This window comes from Exiguobacterium sp. LL15, from assembly GCF_024436095.1.
Taxonomy (GTDB): domain Bacteria; phylum Bacillota; class Bacilli; order Exiguobacteriales; family Exiguobacteriaceae; genus Exiguobacterium_A; species Exiguobacterium_A indicum.
In genome coordinates this window covers 906,010-923,427 of sequence record NZ_JANFNX010000001.1, presented here as the reverse complement: position 1 = coordinate 923,427, position 17,418 = coordinate 906,010, and the positions used below count along the sequence as shown (strand labels likewise).

17 protein-coding genes are annotated in these 17,418 nt (G+C 48.3%); all 17 read right to left on the bottom strand.

Annotated features, from left to right (window positions below; genetic code table 11):
• Position 1: 1 nt before the first annotated feature.
• The gene (gene topA, locus NOM72_RS04515) at positions 2 to 2,098 is read right to left on the bottom strand and encodes a type I DNA topoisomerase (protein WP_029342082.1); all 2,097 of its coding nucleotides are present in this window, start codon (positions 2,096 to 2,098) and stop codon (positions 2 to 4) included.
• A gap of 47 nt (positions 2,099 to 2,145) precedes the next feature.
• Positions 2,146 to 2,973 (bottom strand): DNA-processing protein DprA, encoded by an 828-nt coding sequence (dprA, locus tag NOM72_RS04510; RefSeq protein ID WP_255997929.1) that lies wholly within the window; start codon positions 2,971 to 2,973, stop codon positions 2,146 to 2,148.
• An 86-nt stretch (positions 2,974 to 3,059) separates the two neighbouring features.
• Complete coding sequence (gene sucD / locus NOM72_RS04505) at positions 3,060 to 3,977, bottom strand: succinate--CoA ligase subunit alpha (RefSeq protein ID WP_023468731.1); 918 nt, start codon at positions 3,975 to 3,977, stop codon at positions 3,060 to 3,062.
• Between the two features lie 13 nt (positions 3,978 to 3,990).
• Complete coding sequence (gene sucC, locus NOM72_RS04500; protein WP_023468732.1) at positions 3,991 to 5,151, bottom strand: ADP-forming succinate--CoA ligase subunit beta; 1,161 nt, start codon at positions 5,149 to 5,151, stop codon at positions 3,991 to 3,993.
• An 87-nt stretch (positions 5,152 to 5,238) separates the two neighbouring features.
• Positions 5,239 to 5,499, bottom strand: a complete 261-nt coding sequence (locus NOM72_RS04495) for an EscU/YscU/HrcU family type III secretion system export apparatus switch protein (protein WP_023468733.1) — start codon at positions 5,497 to 5,499, stop codon at positions 5,239 to 5,241.
• A complete protein-coding gene (locus NOM72_RS04490) occupies positions 5,496 to 6,362 on the bottom strand; it encodes a flagellar hook-length control protein FliK (RefSeq protein ID WP_023468734.1) in 867 nt (288 codons plus the stop codon). The genes NOM72_RS04495 and NOM72_RS04490 overlap by 4 nt, the downstream gene beginning before the upstream one ends.
• Before the next feature lie 12 nt (positions 6,363 to 6,374).
• Entirely contained in the window at positions 6,375 to 7,127 is a 753-nt protein-coding gene (locus tag NOM72_RS04485) for a ribonuclease HII (protein WP_255997927.1), read from the bottom strand.
• A gap of 51 nt (positions 7,128 to 7,178) precedes the next feature.
• Positions 7,179 to 8,042 carry a ribosome biogenesis GTPase YlqF gene (ylqF, locus tag NOM72_RS04480; RefSeq protein ID WP_035396901.1) on the bottom strand — a complete coding sequence of 288 codons (864 nt, stop codon included), beginning with the start codon at positions 8,040 to 8,042 and terminating at the stop codon, positions 7,179 to 7,181.
• Positions 8,043 to 8,189: 147 nt separating this feature from the next.
• Positions 8,190 to 8,729, bottom strand: coding sequence for a signal peptidase I (gene lepB, locus NOM72_RS04475; RefSeq protein WP_023468737.1), 540 nt, complete (start codon positions 8,727 to 8,729; stop codon positions 8,190 to 8,192).
• 104 nt (positions 8,730 to 8,833) lie between these two features.
• Positions 8,834 to 9,187, bottom strand: coding sequence for a 50S ribosomal protein L19 (rplS, locus tag NOM72_RS04470; RefSeq protein ID WP_023468738.1), 354 nt, complete (start codon positions 9,185 to 9,187; stop codon positions 8,834 to 8,836).
• A gap of 112 nt (positions 9,188 to 9,299) precedes the next feature.
• Positions 9,300 to 10,028, bottom strand: coding sequence for a tRNA (guanosine(37)-N1)-methyltransferase TrmD (trmD, locus tag NOM72_RS04465; RefSeq protein ID WP_023468739.1), 729 nt, complete (start codon positions 10,026 to 10,028; stop codon positions 9,300 to 9,302).
• Complete coding sequence (rimM, locus tag NOM72_RS04460; RefSeq protein WP_023468740.1) at positions 10,025 to 10,534, bottom strand: ribosome maturation factor RimM; 510 nt, start codon at positions 10,532 to 10,534, stop codon at positions 10,025 to 10,027. Before rimM ends, trmD begins: the two co-directional genes overlap by 4 nt.
• A 62-nt stretch (positions 10,535 to 10,596) precedes the next feature.
• Positions 10,597 to 10,872 (bottom strand): 30S ribosomal protein S16, encoded by a 276-nt coding sequence (gene rpsP / locus NOM72_RS04455; protein WP_023468741.1) that lies wholly within the window; start codon positions 10,870 to 10,872, stop codon positions 10,597 to 10,599.
• Positions 10,873 to 10,965: 93 nt separating this feature from the next.
• Positions 10,966 to 12,315, bottom strand: coding sequence for a signal recognition particle protein (gene ffh / locus NOM72_RS04450; RefSeq protein ID WP_023468742.1), 1,350 nt, complete (start codon positions 12,313 to 12,315; stop codon positions 10,966 to 10,968).
• Positions 12,316 to 12,327: 12 nt separating this feature from the next.
• Positions 12,328 to 12,648 (bottom strand): putative DNA-binding protein, encoded by a 321-nt coding sequence (locus NOM72_RS04445; protein ID WP_023468743.1) that lies wholly within the window; start codon positions 12,646 to 12,648, stop codon positions 12,328 to 12,330.
• Positions 12,649 to 12,747: 99 nt separating this feature from the next.
• Positions 12,748 to 13,752 (bottom strand): signal recognition particle-docking protein FtsY, encoded by a 1,005-nt coding sequence (gene ftsY / locus NOM72_RS04440; protein ID WP_023468744.1) that lies wholly within the window; start codon positions 13,750 to 13,752, stop codon positions 12,748 to 12,750.
• Positions 13,749 to 17,312, bottom strand: a complete 3,564-nt coding sequence (smc, locus tag NOM72_RS04435) for a chromosome segregation protein SMC (RefSeq protein ID WP_255999185.1) — start codon at positions 17,310 to 17,312, stop codon at positions 13,749 to 13,751. Before smc ends, ftsY begins: the two co-directional genes overlap by 4 nt.
• Positions 17,313 to 17,418: the final 106 nt, after the last annotated feature.

The following is a 17,418-nucleotide window of genomic DNA, read 5'->3' as shown; positions in this document are numbered from 1 at the left end:
GTCATTCCTCCTCTTGCTCCTGATCGATGCGTGTTTCATGATGTCCACAAGATGTACATTCTACTTTCACACCGTTCTTGATTTTCTTTTGTACCATCATACTACTACATACCGGACATGGTTCTTCGACCGGTTTATCCCATGAGACGAACTCACACTCCGGATAGTTCGAACAACCGTAGAACAAACGTCCTTTTTTACTACGACGTTCGACGATGTCGCCCGTTCCACATGTCGGACACTTCACACCGATCTCGACTTGGATCGGTTTCGTATTACGACACTCTGGGAAGTTCGAGCACGCCATGAACTTGCCATAACGTCCCATCTTGATGACCATCGGGTGACCACAGACTTCACAATCTTCTCCAGCCGGTTCATCTTTGATTTCAATCTTCTCGATTTCTGCTTCTGCTCGTGTCAGACGCTTTGCAAAGGACTTATAGATTGGATCGACGACTTCCGTCCACTGCATGTCACCTTTTTCGATCGCATCGAGTAAAGCTTCCATGTCTGCCGTGAACTGGACAGTGATGAACTCTTGGAAATAGTCGCTGATCATATCGATGACGAGTTCACCGAGTTCCGTTGGTAAGAATTTCTTCTCTTCAAGCGTCACGTAACCCCGCTTTTGAATCGTATCGAGCGTCGGCGCATACGTCGACGGACGACCGATACCGAGCTCTTCCATCGCCCGGACAAGACGTGCTTCCGTATAACGTGGTGGTGGTTGTGTGAAGTGTTGTTTCGGTTCGATTGCTGATTGTTTCAACTCTTCCCCTTCATCGAGTGGAGGAAGTAGTCCTTCCTTGACGTCTGAAACCGCCTCATCGTCCGTATCTTCGATGTAGACCTTCATGAAGCCCGGGAATTTAACGGTCGACCCGTTCGCACGGAACGTGACGTCGTTCGAGACGAGATCGATTTTGACAGTATCGAGAATCGCTGGCGCCATCTGGCTTGCGACGAACCGTTCCCAAATTAGTTTATATAAGCGGAACTGATCACGCGATAAATACGATTTGACGAGTTGCGGCTCGCGCATCGTCGAAGTTGGACGAACCGCTTCGTGTGCGTCTTGTGAGTTCGCTGATTTCTTTTCTTTACGTTTCTCGCTTGCGATGTATTCTTTTCCGTACGCCTGCTCAATGAACCCGTGTGCTTCGAGGTTCGCCGAATCTGACGTCCGTGTCGAATCGGTACGCATATACGTGATCAAACCGACTGTACCTTCTTTTCCAATTTCGATTCCTTCGTATAGCTGTTGTGCGATCATCATCGTCTTCTTCGCTCGGAAGTTCAGCTTACGTGCTGCTTCCTGTTGCAAAGAACTCGTCGTAAACGGTAACGCCGGATTCCGTTTCCGCTCTTTTTTCGTGACGGAATCAACTGTAAAGTCTTCTGAGAGTTGATTCAAGATTTGATCGACTTCTTCTTGCGAATGAAGTTCACGCTTCTTGCCATCGACTCCGTAGAAGTTCGCTTCGAGCTTTTCACCGTTTGCATCGAGTTCGAGTTTGATCGTCCAGTATTCTTCAGGCATGAACGCATTGATTTCTTGTTCACGATCGATGATCATCTTGACGGCAACGGATTGAACGCGTCCCGCAGATAACCCTTTTTTAATCTTTTTCCATAATAACGGACTCATGCTGTAACCAACAAGGCGGTCCAAGATACGACGGGCTTGCTGCGCATCGACAAGATCATAGTTGAGCTTGCGTGGTCGCTTGAACGAATCCTTGATGGCATCTTTCGTGATTTCATTGAAGACGACGCGGCACTCCGTTGATTCATCAACGCCTAATGCTTTAGCTAAATGCCATGCGATCGCTTCCCCTTCACGGTCGGGGTCGGCTGCGAGATAGATTTTTTGTGCTTTTTTCGCAGCTGTCTTGAGTTCTTTTAAGACCGGACCTTTACCACGGATCGTGATATATTTCGGTTCATAGTCATGTTCGACGTCGACTCCCATTTGGCTTTTCGGCAAGTCAATGACGTGCCCCATCGACGCTTTCACGGTATAGTTGGATCCGAGATAACGTTTAATGGTTTTTGCCTTAGCGGGTGACTCGACGATTACTAGATATTTTGCCATTGCAATCGCTCCCTATTAGAGGCGTACTCGTATTTTAATCTCACTTATCATAGTAGTCTCGATTCCCATTTGTCAACGTTCAGCCGAATACTTTTTGAAACTTCTTCCGGATCAAGGAGTGGAATCGCTCCTTCTGCGATCAATTGATTCGTTCCGGTAAAGAACGATTCCGTGGGACAACCCGGCAAACAATAGACATCTTTTCCTTGGTCAAGCGCATGACTGGCAGTATTCATCGTACCGCTTCGTTTCGCCGCTTCGACGATGATCAATGATGAAGATAATCCAGCAATGATCCGATTCCGTTCTAGAAATTGAAAATTTTGAATAGGAGTTCCGGGTGGATATTCAGAGAGAAGAAGACCGTTCGAGAGGATGCGTTCAAAAAGAGAAGCATGGGAAGTAGGATATAGACGATCAAGTCCGCCAGCAAGAACCGCAATCGTTGTCTGCTGATGTTTTAAGGATAGACGATGGACGAGGGCATCGATACCATAGGCACCTCCGGAAACGGTGGCGAGATCTGGATGAAAGAAGGGTTGCAAGAAACGCATACGGGAAAGATGGTGCGGTGAGGGGGTTCGACTACCGATGATACTGACGCGTGGAAGTGTTAAGCGGGACGGATCACCGCGGTAAAAGAGGGCATAGACCGGTTGAGGGATCGTCAGTAACACAGTCGGAAACAGTGGATCTCCTTTGACTAGAATCGACTCTTCGATCCAATCAAGCTGTAATGCTTGTTCATACCGTTTTCGAAGACGCGTCGAAACGGGTAATTCATGACTGGGAACGATTCCGAATTGCTCAATCAATCGGACGATCGTGTACGGTACCTGACACATGGCGAAGCGGACATACAGTTCACGTTTCATGAGATCAGCGCTCCTTATTTAAGCTTCTTATTTATATAATAGAAGAAAGCCGTCCTGATTTGATCAGGACAGCTTCTTTTTTTGATTTATTTGACTGTGCTGTTCGTCACGCACTCGTCATAGATCCCTGCTTCTTTGATGACACGGATTAACGTCTCACCAATGACAGCTGGTGTTTCTGCCACTTCAATTCCGTTTGCACGGAGTGTCTTGATTTTTTCAGCAGCTGTTCCTTTACCGCCAGAGATGATCGCACCTGCGTGACCCATCCGTTTGCCGGCAGGAGCTGTTTGACCACCGATGAAACCAATGACTGGTTTCGTCATGTTCGCTTTGACCCACTCAGCCGCTTCTTCTTCAGCTGTTCCACCGATTTCCCCTAACATGATGACGGCTTTTGTTTCTGGATCTTCATTGAATGCTTTGAGCGTATCGATGAAGTCCGTTCCATTGACCGGGTCACCCCCGATACCAACAGCTGTCGATTGACCGATACCAGCAGTCGTCAATTGATGGACAGCTTCATATGTCAAAGTCCCAGAACGTGAGACGATACCGACATGACCTGGTGTATGGATGTATCCTGGCATGATACCAAGTTTCGCGACACCTGGAGTGATGACGCCCGGGCAGTTCGGTCCGATGAGACGAACTGGTTTGCCTTCGAGGTAACGTTTTACTTTGACCATATCAAGAACTGGAATACCTTCCGTGATACAGATGATCAACGCGATGTTCGCATCTGCTGCTTCCATGATTGCATCCGCTGCGAATGCTGGTGGTACGTAGATGATCGATGCGTTCGCACCCGTTTTTTCGACCGCTTGCGCGACAGTATCAAAGACAGGAACACCACCGAGTACTTCCGTACCGCCTTTTCCTGGTGTGACACCGCCTACGAGGTTTGTGCCGTAGTCGATCATCTGTTCACCATGGAACATCCCTTGGTTACCAGTAATCCCTTGAATAATGACTTTCGTCGATTCGTTCACCCAAATACTCATCTTTAGCTCCCCCTTACTTCACGAGCGCAGCGATTTTTTCTGCGCCGTCTGCCATTGATGTAGCTGCTGTAATCGCTAGACCTGAATCTTTGAGAATTTGTTTCCCTGCATCAACGTTCGTACCTTCAAGACGAACGACGAGTGGCAATTCGAGACCGACTTCTTTTGTCGCCGCAACGATACCTTCTGCGATAACGTCACATTTCATGATTCCACCGAAGATGTTGACGAAAATCCCTTTGACGTTCTCATCCGATAAGATCAGTTTGAAGGCTTCTGTTACTTTTTCCTTCGTCGCACCACCACCGACATCGAGGAAGTTCGCAGGATCACCACTGAAGTGTTTGATGATATCCATCGTTGCCATGGCAAGACCAGCACCATTGACGAGGCAACCGATGTTTCCATCGAGCGCGATGTAGTTCAAATCACTCTTTGATGCTTCGACTTCGCGTGGATCTTCTTCTGTTTCATCACGTAACGCCACGATGTCCGCATGACGATACAATGCATTTGAGTCGAAGTTCAACTTCGCATCCAGTGCGAGGACTTCGCCATCCTTCGTCGTAACGAGTGGGTTGATTTCTGCGATCGAACAATCCTTGTCGACGAAGAAGTTGTAGAGTTTCGTGACCATGCCGACGAACTTGTTGACGAGCTTCACAGGAACACCCATTGCGAACGCAAGTTTACGCGCTTGGAATCCTTGAAGACCAACTGCAGGATCGACGACTTCCTTGATGATTTTTTCTGGTGTCGCTTCCGCTACCTCTTCGATGTCCATACCACCTTCGCTTGATCCCATGATGACGACACGTCCTGTCACACGATCAAGTACGATTCCAAGATAGTATTCTTTGTCAATCGCACACCCTTCTTCGACGAGAAGACGTTGAACGACTTTTCCTTCTGGACCTGTTTGGTGCGTGACGAGCGTTTTGCCGAGTAACTCCGTCGCATATTCTTTCACTTCTTCTTGCGATTTCGCAAGCTTGACGCCACCTGCTTTACCGCGTCCCCCCGCGTGAATTTGAGCTTTGACGACTTTAATCGGGCCTGACAATTGTTCTGATGCATCGACCGCCTCTTCGACGGTGAAGGCTGCGATTCCGTTTGGTACGGGTACACCGTACGAACGAAGTAATTCTTTTGCCTGATACTCATGTACATTCATGAAAAAATCCCCCTTAACCCCTTTAGTTTCGGCTCTTTCATTGTAGTTAAAATTGGAAGCGCTGTCTATCGTTATCGACCGAAAGCTTTATTTTTTCAGAATTTCATCTTGATCGAGACGATATAAAAAGGCAAATAACTCGGCAATGACACCGTATAATTCTTCCGGAATCTGTTCTGATACTTGAACAGCATCTAGTAACGTCATCAACGTTTCGTCCTGCCGGATCGGAATATCATGTTTTAATGCCTCTTCTAAAATCCGTTCTGCGATGTGTTCCGATCCCTTAGCAACGACTTTTGGGGCATGCATCTGTTCTTCGTATGATAGAGCTATTGCTTTTTTCATATATGAAGATCCACCCTTCCGTTACGCGTTGAGATATCATGCGGTACGCGCTCTTTCGTCTGTTCGACCCAATCGAATCGCGTCAATGCATAGCCTTGTTCCTCAAGACGAGTCTGAATTTGCGGTGTGTAGGCTTGCATGAACGTATTGACGTGCGCATTCGGATGAAAGACGGAAATCGAAACATTCCGGTCTGCAATCAAGACATCAACAGCGACCTCACCGAGCGTCGGTAATTGAAGATATAAGACGACACGGGCATGATTTGGATCAAACGTCCGTTCGAACGGTGCTTCCATCATGAGATCCACATCTTCGAACGGTCCAAATTGAGGTAATTGAAATAAATAGACTCCTTTCCCCGCTTCGTTCGTTGCTTGAACGAGTTGTTGCGCTAAAATCTGATCACTCGTCTTTCGATCAAGCGTTCGACCTGTCTCATCACCCTTTGCCAGTTGAACGAGTTCGGTAAGGGCGTGTTTTAACTGCTTCGCTTCTCCTTCCGTCACCGGTTGACCAATTTGCCTTAGGAGTTCCCGTGTTTCCGCAGTCGGTACCGTCTGGCGTTGTAAAAAGGAGTCGAGTAACTGGGGGAGAGCCGACTTTTGCGGAACAGACTCGGTCGAGATGATTTTTAAAACCGGTTGTCCCTCTGCTGAAACGACTTGAAAGCGATACATGTTCCCTTCTTTTAGTTCAGCTGTCGTCCCTGCCGTTAAGACGCGTTGACCGACTTGGAGTTCCATTAATCCGTCCGGCAACAGCTTTAAAACTTTACCGACGATGTTTGCGCCTTCCCGTAACGGTAGGTTCGCATGATCGATGATTTTAAATGGAAGTAAGGCGCGATGTTCGATTTGCATGCTCGATTCCTCCTAAAGACGTTCTTTGACAGGACGGAATGTTTTCCGGTGAATCGGTGTGACGCCCAGTGTATCGAGCGCTTGTAAATGTAAGGGTGTTCCGTAACCTGCGTGTGTTTCAAATCCATATCCCGGATACTCGATCGCGTATTGTTCCATCATCGCATCTCGTGTCTCTTTCGCAACGACACTTGCAGCAGCAATGGAGACACTCCGCGCATCTCCTTTGATAAGAGAGAGTTGTGGTGTATCGTCGTCGAGTGTCATCGCATCGACAAGTAAGGCATCTGGTTTGAGTTGACGAACTGCGTCTTGCATTGCCCGTTTCGATGCTTGATAGATATTAATTTCGTCGATTTCAGCCGGTTCGATGATGCCGATCGCAATCTCAGCAACTTCTTGCAAATACTTCAGTGCCGCTTGCCGCTGTACTTTACTCATCTGTTTGGAATCCGTTAGTCCTGGATGATAGAATCCGTCTGGTAAGATGACCGCTGCTGCGACGACTGGACCAGCTAGTGGACCTCGCCCGACTTCGTCCACTCCTGCAATTCGAACGTATCCTTGCTGACGATACTCGTCTTCAAATGCGAGTCGTTTCTTGAAATCGATCCGTTGCTGCTCTTCGAGTGCAAATCGTCGTTCTGTCTGACGAAACAGCGTATGCACCCCTTTTCGCGTATCTGAAGCCAGTTCCTGCTTCAATTGAATAAATTCTTCTAGTGTTGCTTTTTGCAATCGTTCTTTTACTTCTGCTATCTTCATACATCCTGCTCCTTTGAAAAAAACTTGGACATCAAAGGATGTCCAAGTCCGTTATGCATGCGTTTCCCATTCTTCGACTGTTTCAAGCGTCACCCGACCGAGCTTTTCCGTTCGTAGCTCATGCAGGAGCATTTCGCTCGTCCGCTCGAAATCGACATAGCCACCTGAGACGAAACCACGTTTTTTACCGATTGCTTCAAGTACATCAACCGCTTCTCCCGATACTTCGTCGAGTCGATAGCGCTCACGTAACTGCTCCGGATACCGTGTCTTTAGCTCACGAAGGGCAAATAGCGCGATATCGTCGATGTTTAAGATGTCATCCTTGATCGCTCCTGTCGCTGCTAACCGATATCCGACGACTTGATCGTCGAACTTCGGCCAGAGGATACCTGGTGTATCAAGTAATTCCATCTCACCTGTCTTCATCTTGATCCACTGCTGGCGTTTCGTCACACCCGGACGGTCACCCGTGATAGCGATATTTCGGCCAGCAAGTCGATTGATGAGCGTCGATTTCCCGACGTTCGGAATGCCGATGATCAAGGCACGGATCGCACTCGGATTCCGCCCTTTCTCCCGCATCCGTGCGTGTTTTTCTTTCATTAGTCGTAAAGCACCCTCATGGATTTGATTCAATCCTTTATTGTGCTTCGCGTCAACCGCAACGACATCAACACCATCTGCTCGTAATGCCTGCATCCATTGCTCCGTCACTCGTTTATCCGCCATATCCGCCTTGTTGAGGACAATCAGTCGCGGCTTACCTGCCGTGATCTGTTCGACCATCGGGTTACGGCTCGACATCGGAAGACGGGCATCGACGAGTTCGATCACCACATCGATCAACTTTAGTTTTTCTGTGACTTCCCGACGTGCTTTGGCCATGTGACCGGGGAACCATTGAATCGTCATATCCTTCACCTCGTTCATATATTCCTGGACTTCTTGCTGATCATACGATACATGAAAAAACATCCACTCCCTAGTATACGCAACTTCAGACAAGAAAAGAAGATGAGCTGCTTACTTTTAACGGCAAGCGTCTCATCTTCGTTCGTTTTAATCGACAGAGCGTACATCATTGAATGGATAGAAGACGAAGTTCGTCGTTCCGACGATTTGATCTTCATCCACAAAACCGATATCACGACTATCTTTTGAATTTTGACGATTATCTCCCATGACGAATACTTTTCCTTTTGGAACAGTCGTCTCTCCTGTTCGCTCTTCAAGCGTGAAGTCTTCCGTCAATGGCACACCACTCATCTGGGCTTTGTATTCTTTCAAATACGGTTCGGCGACTTTCTTATCGTTGACATACAATGTATCATCTTTGTAATACATCGTATCTCCCGGAACAGCGATGACCCGTTTGATGTAGTCTCGTGTTTCCGTTGCATGGAAGACGACGATATCGCCTCTTTCTGGTTCATTAAAATAGTATGGGATCTTATTGACGATCATTCGATCCGCATTGTGTAAGGTTGGCATCATCGATTCCCCATCAACGATGACGGGTACGAACAGAAACGTTCGAATGATGAACGCGATGACGAGCGCTACGACGAGCGCCTTTACCCAACTGAATAACTCCTTCACGAATTCCACTCCCTTGATAAACGCAATTTCTTCCTAAGGACTAGTATACGCATAAACAGCAAAAAAAAGAAGCTTGTCCGGAGACAAGCCACTTTTTCACATGATTAACGACGAATTTCTTTAATACGCGCCGCTTTACCACGAAGGTTACGGAGGTAGTAAAGTTTCGCACGACGGACTTTACCGTAGCGAACGACTTCGATTTGTGCAACACGTGGTGAGTGGAGCGGGAAAGCACGCTCAACGCCAACTCCGTAAGAAATTTTACGGACTGTGAATGTTTCACTGATGCCGCCACCGTGACGTTTGATGACTACGCCTTCGAAGAGCTGAATACGCTCACGCGTACCCTCGACGACTTTAACGTGTACACGGACTGTATCCCCAGGACGGAACGCAGGGACGTCTGACTTGATTTGTTCTTGTGTAAGTTCACGGAACAATTGTTGTGTGTTCATGAATGATTTCTCCTTTTTTCACCAATGTTCTTATCTTCATTTGCTTCAAGCATCCGACAGCGGAACATCGTTAATGGGTGGCTTTTGCCACATGTTTTAACTTATCATAGATTCAGTCGTTTGACAATCCTGAAATCGAGTCTAAATAACGCTGATCTTCATCCGTTAACGATGCATCCACGAGAAGATCAGGGCGCCGCTCATATGTCCGCTTCAGCGACTGTTCCCGTCGCCACTTTTCAATCCGGGCATGGTTGCCTGATAACAAAACATCGGGTACTCGGTACCCTTTATATTCTGCCGGACGTGTATAGTGCGGGTATTCGAGAAGTCCTGTTGAGAAGGAATCATCTTCGTGACTCGCAGACGCACCGAGGACGTCCGGTAAGAGGCGGACGACGGCGTCAATCATCGTCATCGCAGCGAGTTCTCCTCCCGTCAAGACGAAATCTCCGAGCGAGACCTCATCCGTCACCAACTGATCATGGATTCGCTGATCAAACCCCTCATAGTGACCACATAAGAAGACCAATTCTTCTTCGTTTGCCCACTCTTCCGCCATTCGTTGCGAAAACCGTTTACCGGTCGGTGTCATGACGATGATTCGTCGTTTTCGTTCCGGTAGACTTGCCATCGCATCGAAGACGGGTTGAGGTGTCAACAGCATGCCCGCTCCTCCACCATACGGATAATCATCGACCTTACCATGTCGATTCGTTGAAAAATCTCGAAAATTGATGGTTTCAAGTATGACGTGTTGATCGTCTTGCGCTCGCTTGACAATCGAATGGTCAAGCGCTGAAAACATTTCTGGAAACAACGTCAATACACGGATGTTCATTCTTCGATCAGTCCCGGAAGCGGCGTGATCTGAATGCGTTTCTGTTCGACGTCGACGGAAGCGACGACTTGTTCGATATACGGAATCAGGACGTCTTTTTTTCCGTCACGTTTGATCGTCCAGACGTCATTTGCGCCCGTTTCGAGAATGTCGGATACGACTCCGATTTTCGTCTCACCGTCATAAACCGTACAACCGATGATCTCATGATAGTAAAATTCATGCTCGTCTAAGTCCTGTAAGTCTTCTGCATGGACATAGAGTTTCAATCCTTTGTACTTCTCGACGTCATTGATATGATGCATGCCTTTGAACGTCACCATGATGAATTGTTTATGCTTCCGGTAGCCACTGATCGTTACCGGTGTATACGTGCCTTCAGAGCCGAGAAAGACTTCTTTTCCGACCTTAAAGCGTTCTTCCGGGAAATCCGTGCTTGCAAGTAACTTCAATTCCCCTTTTAGACCGTGCGTGTTGGCGATTTTCGCAATTTCCAACCATTCCATTCGTTTCACTTCCTTTCTTGAATTAAAAAAAGGAGGTAAGCTTTCGCTCACCTCCTAACGTCTTACTTCGCGAGTTTCGCGTTGTGGAATTTCTCCATGATACCAGCTTGTGAGAAGAGGTTACGAACTGTGTCCGAAGGTTTAGCACCTTCAGAGAGCCATTTAAGAGCTAGCTCTTCGTTGATTTTAACTTCTGCTTCTGGTTTAGCAACTGGATTGTAGTATCCGATTTGCTCGATGAAACGACCATCACGTGGTGCACGTGAGTCTGCTACTACCACACGGTAGAAAGGTGATTTTTTTGCGCCCATGCGCTTAAGACGAATTTTAACTGCCATTCGTAAGTCCCTCCAAATAATAAATGATTTTTTCGTTTAGTCAAATTGACAACTTCATTAGTATACAACGTTACAGCAAAAGAGAAAAGACTTTTAAAAGAATGGAAGACCAAAGCCTTTCTTTTTCCCTTTGCCCATCTGTCCGGAAAATTGTTTCATCATTTTCCGCATGTCTTCGAACTGTTTAATGAGGCGGTTGACTTCTTGGATACTGCGTCCGCTACCACGGGCAATCCGCTTCCGACGGCTCGCATTCAAGATTTCAGGTTCAGTCCGCTCTCGTTTCGTCATCGATTGGATGATCGCTTCGACATACACGAGTTGCTTCTCATCGATTTGGGCGTTTTTCAACCCCTTCATCTTCCCTTTACCTGCCCCAGGGATCATTCCCAACAGTTCGTCGAGTGGACCCATCTGTTTCACTTGCTGCAACTGCTCGATGAAATCATCGAATGTAAACGATGCATCGCGCATTTTGCTTTCTAACTCTTTGGCACGCGTAGCGTCCATTTGTGACTCTGCTTTTTCAATCAGTGTCAGCATGTCTCCCATGCCTAGAATCCGAGACGCCATCCGCTCGGGATAGAATGGTTCGATGGCATCGAGCTTCTCTCCAAGACCGACGAACTTAATCGGTGCTCCGGTGACTGCCTTGATGGAGAGTGCTGCACCACCTCGCGTATCTCCGTCGAGCTTCGTCAGAACGACTCCCGTTACGCCAAGCTTCTCGTTGAAGCTCTCTGCGACGTTGACGGCATCCTGACCCGTCATCGAATCGACGACAAGGAAGATTTCATGCGGTTTGGCGATCTCCTTAACATCAACGAGTTCCTGCATCAGTTCCTCATCGACGTGTAAGCGACCTGCCGTATCGATCAACACGATATCGTGATGATGCTCTTTTGCATAATCGAGTGCACCGGTAACGATTTCTTGTGGACTAACCTGATCTCCCATCGAGAAGACCGGTAACTCCAATTGTTTTCCGAGTGTCTCTAATTGTTTGATTGCTGCCGGACGATAAATATCCGCCGCAACAAGCAAAGGACTACGATTATGTTTTTTACGTAAATGATTGGCAAGTTTACCCGTTGTCGTTGTTTTACCTGCCCCTTGCAGACCGGTCATCATGATGACGGTCGGAGGACGGTTCGCAAGCGTCAATGGTGACACTTCTGCACCCATCAGATTCGTCAATTCATCGTGGACGATTTTGACGACTTGTTGTCCTGGCGTCAAAGACGTCATGACATCCTGTCCGACGGCGCGTTCCTTTACATCATTTACGAATTGTTTGACGACCTTGAAGTTGACGTCGGCTTCGAGTAGCGCTAAGCGAACTTCGCGCATCATCTCTTTGACGTCTGCTTCAGAAATCTTACCTTTACCTCGCATTTTAGCGAGACTGGCTTGAAGCCGTTCCGATAATCCTTCGAATGCCATTAAGAATGCCTCCTACTCTAATTGCTCCAATGTCTCAATGATCACTAGGGCTTCACCCGGAAGGTCGCATTGCTTCAGCTGATCGAGTAACTGCTTTCGCCGTTCGTGTTTCTTGAACAGCGATAGTCGTTCTTCATACTGCTCGAGCATGGCTTCCGTGCGTTTTATGTTGTCGTAGACTGCTTGTCGGCTGACTTCAAACTCATCGGCGATCTCACCTAAGGAAAAGTCATCTAAGTAATAGAGTGACATGTAATTCCGTTGTTTTGGCGTCAAAAGCTCCTGATAAAAGTCAATCAGATAATTCATCCGGTTCGTTTTATCAAGTGTCATTTGAGCACCTCCGCAATGTTAAGTGAAATTCCTTTACAGATAGTATAGTACAGCCCTCACAGTGTGTTGTCAAGTTTTTTTCTTTACATGAAACGTCGCTTATTCCGCGCTTTCTTCCGTGTCGACGTTTTCTTTTTCTTCAAAGACATCGCCGAACAGTCCATATACGAATTGTTCTGCGTCAAATGGTTGTAAATCATCGATCTTTTCACCGAGACCCACGAACTTCACCGGTAGATTCAGCTCGTTCTTGATCGCAAGAACAATCCCGCCTTTTGCTGTGCCATCAAGCTTCGTCAAGACGATTCCGCTGACGTTCGTCGCTTGTTTGAAGGCTTTTGCCTGCACCATCGCGTTTTGCCCTGTTGTCGCGTCAAGCGCCAACAATACTTCATGGGGTGCACCAGGAATTTCACGTTCGATGACGCGTTTGACCTTTTCGAGCTCGTTCATCAAATTGACCTTGTTTTGTAGGCGTCCTGCCGTATCACAAATCAGGACGTCGACCTTACGTGCTTTCGCTGCTTGGACGGCGTCATAAACGACAGCAGCCGGATCGGAGCCTTCGCCTTGACGAATGACCGGTACACCGGAGCGTTCGCCCCAGACTTGCAGTTGATCGATCGCACCAGCCCGGAACGTATCCCCCGCTGCTAACATGACGCTCTTGCCTTCTTGTTTTAAGCGGTTCGCAAGTTTTCCGATCGTCGTCGTCTTACCGACCCCGTTGACACCAACGAAGAGGATGACATTCAGCTCATGATCAAGATCAAGGGCTGTCTCTTCTTCTTCGACTAACATGTTCGCGACGACTTCAACGAGGACATCCCGGACTTGTTTTGGATCCTTGACGTTACGTCGTTTGACTTCTGTCTTTAGTTCCTCGACCAAATCCATCGTCGTCGTCACACCGACGTCGGCTTGGATCAACACTTCTTCTAACTCTTCGAAAAAGTCTTCATCGACTTCACGGAAGCGGTAGACGAGATCATTGACGGCACTCGCTAATCCGTCGCGTGTCTTCGTCAAGCCTTCCGTAAATTTAGTCGTGACTTCTTGTGTCGAAGTCGTCAAGCGGTCTTTCAGTTTTTTAAAGAAACTCATCGTTTAATCTCCTTTGGTTCTTCACTTAATGTACGTCGTGCCTCTTCTAGTTTAACGGATAACACTTCAGATATCCCGTTTTGCTGCATCGTGACGCCGTAAAGGACATCTGCCGCCTCCATCGTTCCTTTCCGATGGGTGATGATGACGAACTGTGTCTCGCGTGCTAGCTGATGTACGAACTCGCCGAATCGCGCGACGTTCGCTTCGTCAAGCGCCGCCTCGACCTCATCGAGGACACAGAACGGGACAGGACGTGTCTTTAGAATCGCAAATAATAAGGCGATTGCTGTCAAGGCACGCTCTCCACCGGACAAGAGCGACAAATTCTGCAGCTTCTTACCAGGCGGTTTCGCAACGATATCAATTCCACTCGTCAACAGATCACTCGGGTCAACGAGGACTAGATCGGCTTCACCGCCCCCGAATAACTCGCGGAATGTTTCCCGGAAGTGTTCTCGGACAGCATCATACGTTTGACGGAACAATCGAATGACTTCTCGGTCCATCTCTTCGATGACGCCATAGAGATCGGTTTTAGCAGCGACGAGATCATCCCGTTGCGCGGATAGGAACGTAAACCGTTCATCTACCTCTGCGAATTCCTCAATCGCACCGATGTTGACGATGCCGATTTCTTCGAGTTGGCGTTTGAGCAGATGAATTTCCTCTTTTGCCTCTTCATACGATAGATCAAGTGGTGCAATCAGTTCGAGCAGTAATCCCATCTCTTCCAGCATTTCTTGTCTTGTCTCAAGACGCGTGCTCGTTTTCCCTTGCGAGAGTCGTAGTTGCTCGAGTGCCTGTTTCGTCGTTTGTTGATCGTCCTTCGTTTTCGCTTCGCGGATCCGGATCAAGCGCAGGGATTCTGCTTGTACTTGAATCAGTTGTCCGATCGCGGCGAGTTCGGTCTCGACCCGTTGTTGTTCCTGTTCCTGTTCACGCTGTTCCGCGTGCAAGGCATCAATCTTCGCTTCGTCGAATCCTTCAAGGACATGACGCAAGTCACGGCGTTTATGACCACGTTCAAGCTTCGCGTGACTGACCTGTTCCGTCAGGCGTTCGATCTCTTGCGAAAGCTGCGCTTGTTTCATTTGGATCGTCCGCTCTTCGAGAACTGCTTCCGCTTGTTCCTTCTTCAGTTCGTCCATCGTGACGGCACCACGGGCTTGCGCATCCTTAAGACGATCTAAGGCTTGTCTGAGCTCTGTTTGACGCTCCGTCCATTTTGCGATCTCGACTTCCGACGTCTCGATGATCCGACGTGCTTCCTGTTCTTGTTCGAGTACACGTGCCATCTGTCGATCTTCAACCGACAATTCAGACGTCATGACAGCGAGATGACGGTTCGCATCTGCTAACGTATCGCGCGATTGTTCGAGTTGCCCATGTAATGCTTGAATCGTTTCTGTCCGTGTCCGAGCCGTAGCATCAAGAGTCTGGATCGCCGCTCTCAGATCTTCCAAGCGGCGCATCTGCTCCCGAATGACCGCTTGCCCGCGCGTCAATCCCTCTTTTAACTCGTCAAGTTCACGCGATTGACTGAACAATGGTGTACCTTTTTTCCGACTTCCGCCGGTCATCGTACCGCCGACGTTGACGACATCTCCTTCGAGCGTGACGAGACGATAGCGATGTCCTGTCGAACGGGCGATTTGGTTCGCCTGTTCAAGTGACTCGACGACGAGTGTCGTACCGAGCAAGTTCATCTTTAATTTCGTCAGCGTTTCGTCTGTCGTCACGAGATCACTTGCGATCCCGACGAATCCAGACATCCCTCCGACTTGTTCTCGCACTGAACGATTGACTTCGCGTGCTTGCAGTGAGGCGAGCGGCATGAACGTCGCTCGACCGGCATTTAATCGTCGAAGCTCCTGGATCAGACGACGTCCTGTTGCATCGGTATCAACGACGATGTTTTGCATCGCACCACCAAGCGCTGTCTCGATTGCCGCTTCAAACCGCGCCGGAACCGAAATCAACTCCGCGACCGCTCCGTGAATACCTGGGTGCTGATCTCGTTGTTTTAAAATCGTCTTCACAGCACCGAAATAACCGCTATAGTCGGCTTTGACGGATTCAAGGAATTCAATTCGGTCTTCCGTCTTATGCCGACGTCGCTCTAAATCCGCAACGGACTGTTCGACTTGGCGTAACGCATGTTGTTGTTCATTTCGTGCTGCAAGTGCCGTCGTCTCTTCTTCCGTTGCTTGGTCCAACTTCGTCCGGATTGAAGCGACATCCGCTTCTAATCGAGCGACGTCTTCCTCGAGTTGACGACGCGTCGATTGTTTCGTACCGCTGTCCGCCGTAAATGAACGTTGTTGTTCTTCTGCCTGCATGAGATCTTGCTTCGCCCGATTATAGGCATTATTCGTCGCAGCTAATCGACTCGCCACTTCAAAGGCTTCCGAACGTAATACTTCGGCTTCCTTATCAAAATCACGATCGGTTTGTGTCAGCGCTTGATCGGCTCTTTCCCGTTCAGCCGTGATCCGTTTTGCTTCCTGATCGACTTCTGCTTGGCGTTCCTGTAAAGCGGTCAGTTCGAGTTCCAGTTCCTTGACGCGTTCTTCGACGACGGCAACCTCTTGTTCGAGTCGCTCTTTCGTCTCGGTCCCGTGTTTTTCACGCTCTTTCGCTAAGTTAAGGGCACCTTGGATTTCAACCAGTCGCGTCGAGACATGTCGAAGTTGCTCCTGCAACGCGTTTTCTTGTTGTCGTTCTTCTTCGAGCGTCGATTCTTGATTCTCTCGGGACAAGACGGTCTCTTCGTAAGTCGTCTTTTGAGACGCAAGGCGTTCTTCACATTGTGCGATGTCACGCGCTAGTGTTTCGAGCTCCGTCTGATACGTCGTGATTTCATGCGCTAAGATACCACGCTCGAGGACATCATGCCGTTCTCGAGCGACGAGATACTCCTTCGCGAGCGCCGCTTGTTCACGTAACGGCTCGATTCGTCCGCCAAGTTCATATAAAATATCATCGACACGCGATAGATTCGCTTCCGTATCACTTAATTTCCGCTCGGCTTGCTTCTTGCGATGACGATACTTCAAGACGCCTGCTGCTTCCTCGATGACAGCACGACGTTCTTCCGGTTTTCCGGAGATGACTTGTTCAACTCGCCCTTGTCCGATGATCGCAAAAGCATCACGCGACAAGCCTGTGTCCATGAACAGATCGAGGACATCCTTCAGGCGACATGGTTTCTTATTTAAAAAATAATCGCTATCTCCGTTGCGGCTGACACGCCGCGTGACACTGATCTCCTGATACGGTAACGCGACCGTTCCCGACTCGTTGTCTAAGACGAGCGTCACCTCGGCAAATTGTTTCCGGTGTTCAGACAGACTGCCGGCAAAAATGACGTCTTCCATCTTCGCCCCACGCAGTGACTTCGCAGATTGTTCTCCGAGCACCCAACGGACAGCGTCCGATATATTTGATTTCCCACTTCCGTTCGGTCCAACGACTGCCGTGACACCCGGAAGGAATTCTAGTTCAGTTCGACTGGCAAATGATTTGAAGCCATTGATTTCAATTCGTTTTAAGTACATCTTGATCACCCGTATGTTTAAATTTCTTTTGAATTTCTTTCAGTTTACCATAGCCGAAACGCGAGCAACATGATAGGTTTTAAGGTAGTATCACGCGAAACGAGAA

What these genes read in the sequence shown, in the direction of transcription:
- ftsY (WP_023468744.1), bottom strand. Translation starts at nt 13,752, where the DNA reads ATGAGTTTCTTTAAAAAACTGAAAGACCGCTTGACGACTTCGACACAA.
- NOM72_RS04495 (WP_023468733.1), bottom strand. Translation starts at nt 5,499, where the DNA reads ATGAAAAAAGCAATAGCTCTATCATACGAAGAACAGATGCATGCCCCA.
- topA (WP_029342082.1), bottom strand. Translation starts at nt 2,098, where the DNA reads ATGGCAAAATATCTAGTAATCGTCGAGTCACCCGCTAAGGCAAAAACC.
- NOM72_RS04445 (WP_023468743.1), bottom strand. Translation starts at nt 12,648, where the DNA reads ATGACACTTGATAAAACGAACCGGATGAATTATCTGATTGACTTTTAT.
- rpsP (WP_023468741.1), bottom strand. Translation starts at nt 10,872, where the DNA reads ATGGCAGTTAAAATTCGTCTTAAGCGCATGGGCGCAAAAAAATCACCT.
- sucD (WP_023468731.1), bottom strand. Translation starts at nt 3,977, where the DNA reads ATGAGTATTTGGGTGAACGAATCGACGAAAGTCATTATTCAAGGGATT.
- smc (WP_255999185.1), bottom strand. Translation starts at nt 17,312, where the DNA reads ATGTACTTAAAACGAATTGAAATCAATGGCTTCAAATCATTTGCCAGT.
- trmD (WP_023468739.1), bottom strand. Translation starts at nt 10,028, where the DNA reads ATGAACATCCGTGTATTGACGTTGTTTCCAGAAATGTTTTCAGCGCTT.
- ylqF (WP_035396901.1), bottom strand. Translation starts at nt 8,042, where the DNA reads ATGACGATTCAATGGTTCCCCGGTCACATGGCCAAAGCACGTCGGGAA.
- ffh (WP_023468742.1), bottom strand. Translation starts at nt 12,315, where the DNA reads ATGGCATTCGAAGGATTATCGGAACGGCTTCAAGCCAGTCTCGCTAAA.
- NOM72_RS04485 (WP_255997927.1), bottom strand. Translation starts at nt 7,127, where the DNA reads ATGAAGATAGCAGAAGTAAAAGAACGATTGCAAAAAGCAACACTAGAA.
- rplS (WP_023468738.1), bottom strand. Translation starts at nt 9,187, where the DNA reads ATGAACACACAACAATTGTTCCGTGAACTTACACAAGAACAAATCAAG.
- NOM72_RS04490 (WP_023468734.1), bottom strand. Translation starts at nt 6,362, where the DNA reads ATGCAAATCGAACATCGCGCCTTACTTCCATTTAAAATCATCGATCAT.
- dprA (WP_255997929.1), bottom strand. Translation starts at nt 2,973, where the DNA reads ATGAAACGTGAACTGTATGTCCGCTTCGCCATGTGTCAGGTACCGTAC.
- sucC (WP_023468732.1), bottom strand. Translation starts at nt 5,151, where the DNA reads ATGAATGTACATGAGTATCAGGCAAAAGAATTACTTCGTTCGTACGGT.
- rimM (WP_023468740.1), bottom strand. Translation starts at nt 10,534, where the DNA reads ATGGAATGGTTGGAAATTGCGAAAATCGCCAACACGCACGGTCTAAAA.